We start from the raw sequence: 3,112 nt of genomic DNA, 5'->3' as shown, positions 1-3,112 counted from the left end.
AAACGGTAAACAGTAAGATTACGTATTGCTAAGGTTAACGACGGTTAGATTCACCTCTTACACAGCACCTGGATAAACTCCTCCCTGTTGAAGAAGACCCCGTTTTTCGCACCTTTTTACAAGAAGCGCATGGTAACCCAGCTTTATTACTTGCTTGGCAGCCTGAACAACAAACTGCAGACATTCGCGCACCAGAAAAAAGCTATAAACTGCTTTATTTAATTTTGCTCTTAATCACGACCATGGTGCTGATCATTGGCTTTTTATATAAAGCTGATATGACTGAGTGGTGGAAAGCGCATTACCAGCAGGATACAACGAACTCTGTGGCAACAGCACTGCCTGCAGAAGCAGTAATCAATGCTCGAGTAGAAAGCAAAGAGCTAGTTCTAGAACAAGCTCAAGACGATCTTCAAGCCGAGCAGCAAGTTGCTACTAATGATGAGGACAACACAACTCAGGCAGCTAAGGTGCCAGTTGATAACTCTGCGATAGAAAACCGTGAGAATGAAAGTCATAACAATAACGTGGCTGCGATTGTTGATAGCCTTTTGCCAGCAGAGCGAATAACACAAGAGACTGAGCAACCAACGACAGATGAAGTTATAGCTGCCGTCATCAACGATGCTGAGCAAACCGAGTTTGCCATTGAGCCAGAGCTGCCATTAGTTGGAAATGCGTGGTATTTATCTCAGCCAGATGACAATTTTGTAATCCAATTACTTGCGGTGACTAAAAAAGAGATTAGCGATAAGTTTATTACTGAAAATGGCTTGCAAGGGCAAGTAAATACTTACCAAAGCTTACGGAGTGGTAAGCCGTGGTGGATTGTAACTTATAGTAGTTACACCACACTGAATGATGCTAAGAAGGGCGTAACAACACTTTCTGATAATGTGCGTAAAAATCAGCCGTTTTATAAAAAAATAAGTAAAATTAAACAAGAAATCGCTTCACTAAATCAGTAAATTAAAGCTGATTAGTGTAAAATCGCGCAACACCGAATTGAAGTTAAGAGCAGATGCAGCAAAAGACCAGAGCCTTCCTTAAATGGGCAGGTGGAAAATACAGCCTAGTTGAAGATATTCGTACCCGCTTGAAGCAAGCGAGTATGGATGCTGACACCTTAGTTGAACCTTTCGTTGGTGCTGGCTCTGTATTCCTTAATACTGATTTTAAGCATTATATTTTAAATGATATAAATGCGGATATAATCAATCTTTACACTGAGCTTAAGCGCACGCCCGATGAGTTTATTAGCGACGCTAAAAAGTTGTTTGTAGAGCTTAATAACCACCCCGAAGCCTATTACGAATATCGTGTTCAGTTTAATCAAAGCAGTGATGTGTATGAGCGTGCGATTTTATTTTTATACATGAATCGCCATGGCTATAACGGGTTGTGTCGCTATAATCTAAAAGGTATTTTTAATGTTCCTTTTGGTAAATATAAGCGCCCGTATTTTCCTGAAAAAGAAATGCATTTCTTTGCTGAAAAAGCTCAGCAAGCAACCTTTACTTGCTTAGGTTATGACAAGGTATTTAAGCTTATTCCTAATAATGCGGTTGTATATTGCGATCCACCTTATGTGCCTTTGAGTAAAACAGCTTCATTTACTTCTTACGCTAAAGGCGGTTTCAATTTAGATGACCAAGCAAACTTGGCGAATTTAGCTGAGCAAGCCGCATTCGAAAATAACACGCCGGTACTTATTTCTAACCACGATACAGTGTGGACGCGTAAAATCTACAGCCAAGCATCATTAGATGAGATTCAGGTAAAACGCACGATTAGCCCCGAAGGGCGGTTCACGCAATAAAGTGAACGAGCTAATGGCTATGTATTTAGCACCAAAGAAACGGTGAAATAAATCGCTGCTACAAATAGACTGAAAAAAATCAGGGCAATGACGATGATAGTACTGAGCGAGTGCTCTTTGAAGTCAGCTTGACGCTTATTTTCTGATTGCACACCAAAAAATGCCGCAAAGACACTTTGTAATGCACTCATGAATTTGTTCATACGATTTAGAACTTAGAACCTAAACCGCTAACTTTCTTTGACTCTTCACTACTTGTTAATAACTCAAGTAAATCAAGATAATGGAACTGAGCACTGCGGCTATCACCCGTTAACCAAGAAAACCATCCTGTTTCTTGTTCTGCTTTCATACATTGAGCAGAAGATGATGATGCGTTAAGCGTGTTGCATGAGCAACCAGACGCCGCTGCTAAAAAGTCGTCTTCATCAGCAGATGAAAAAGATACAAACGCAGCAACCGTAAGTGCGGACGCGATTAAGATCCCTATTTTAAAAGCACGCATGAGAATAACCCTTGTTTGTGTTACTTAAACAAGCATACATAACAATTGCTCAAATAACAAACTTAATTATCGCTGAATTAAATAAAAATTTAATAAAATTAGCTCTTTAAAGTAAATTTAATGTTTATTATTTGTTTCATTTTATTGTGTTGTAGATGGCTTTTTAATAGAGTTATTGCTCAAATTTTGACTAAAATAACACTAATTCAATAGGCTAAAAGGATTAGCTTAAAGCAATCGCCCTTTAACAATCAGCTGCGGTGTTTAAATCAGCAGTCGATTGGGTTACATTATGCGCTCTTCTTGCAGTCGCAAATTTTGATGGAATCTCTCATGTTGGAAACATTACAAAAGTATTTAATAGCCCCTTCTATTTTATCAGCCGACTTTGCCCGTTTAGGTGAAGATGTTGATCGTGTACTAGCATGTGGAGCAGATGTTGTACATTTTGATGTGATGGATAACCATTATGTGCCAAACTTAACTTTTGGTCCGATGATTTGTAAAGCACTGCGCGATTACGGCATTACAGCCCCGATTGATGTGCACCTTATGGTAAAGCCTGTCGATCGTCTAATTCCCGACTTCGCTGAAGCGGGCGCTTCTATCATCAGCTTTCACCCAGAAGCCAGTGAGCATATTGACCGTACCTTGCAACTCATAAAAGACAGTGGTTGCCAAGCAGGGCTTGTATTTAATCCTGCAACCAGCCTTAGCTACCTTGAGCATGTGCTCGATAAGGTTGATGTGGTGGTCCCTGGAGTCTTGTGTCCCAGTTACCAGGTTAA

General features: G+C 40.0%; 4 protein-coding genes and 1 pseudogene. 3 read left to right on the top strand and 2 right to left on the bottom strand.

What is annotated here, in order from left to right; all coding sequences use genetic code 11:
• Nucleotides 1–224: 224 nt before the first annotated feature.
• Together ACXAC4_RS20850 and ACXAC4_RS20845 are read left to right on the top strand one after the other, a co-directional pair.
• Nucleotides 225–968, top strand: a complete 744-nt coding sequence (locus ACXAC4_RS20850) for an SPOR domain-containing protein (RefSeq protein ID WP_475165095.1) — start codon at nucleotides 225–227, stop codon at nucleotides 966–968.
• A 53-nt stretch (nucleotides 969–1,021) separates the two neighbouring features.
• A pseudogene (locus ACXAC4_RS20845) lies at nucleotides 1,022–1,865 on the top strand (Dam family site-specific DNA-(adenine-N6)-methyltransferase).
• Here the strand turns inward: ACXAC4_RS20845 and ACXAC4_RS20840 are convergent.
• Together ACXAC4_RS20840 and ACXAC4_RS20835 are read right to left on the bottom strand one after the other, a co-directional pair.
• Nucleotides 1,837–2,022, bottom strand: coding sequence for a DUF2970 domain-containing protein (locus tag ACXAC4_RS20840; RefSeq protein ID WP_054552802.1), 186 nt, complete (start codon nucleotides 2,020–2,022; stop codon nucleotides 1,837–1,839). The pseudogene ACXAC4_RS20845 and the gene ACXAC4_RS20840 sit on opposite strands and share 29 nt — an antisense overlap.
• A gap of 5 nt (nucleotides 2,023–2,027) precedes the next feature.
• Nucleotides 2,028–2,324: a hypothetical protein gene (locus tag ACXAC4_RS20835; RefSeq protein WP_054552801.1), complete on the bottom strand. Its 297-nt coding sequence runs from the start codon at nucleotides 2,322–2,324 to the stop codon at nucleotides 2,028–2,030.
• Between the two features lie 333 nt (nucleotides 2,325–2,657).
• On the opposite strand from ACXAC4_RS20835, the gene ACXAC4_RS20830 reads away from it, so the two are divergent.
• Nucleotides 2,658–3,112, top strand: a 455-nt coding sequence (locus ACXAC4_RS20830; protein ID WP_475165093.1) for a ribulose-phosphate 3-epimerase, incomplete at its 3' end; no start/stop codon positions are given.

It is taken from the genome of Pseudoalteromonas sp. AWM4_233, from assembly GCF_056158285.1.
Note: the sequence above shows the minus strand (reverse complement) of the source record. Positions and strands in the feature narration are given on the sequence as shown.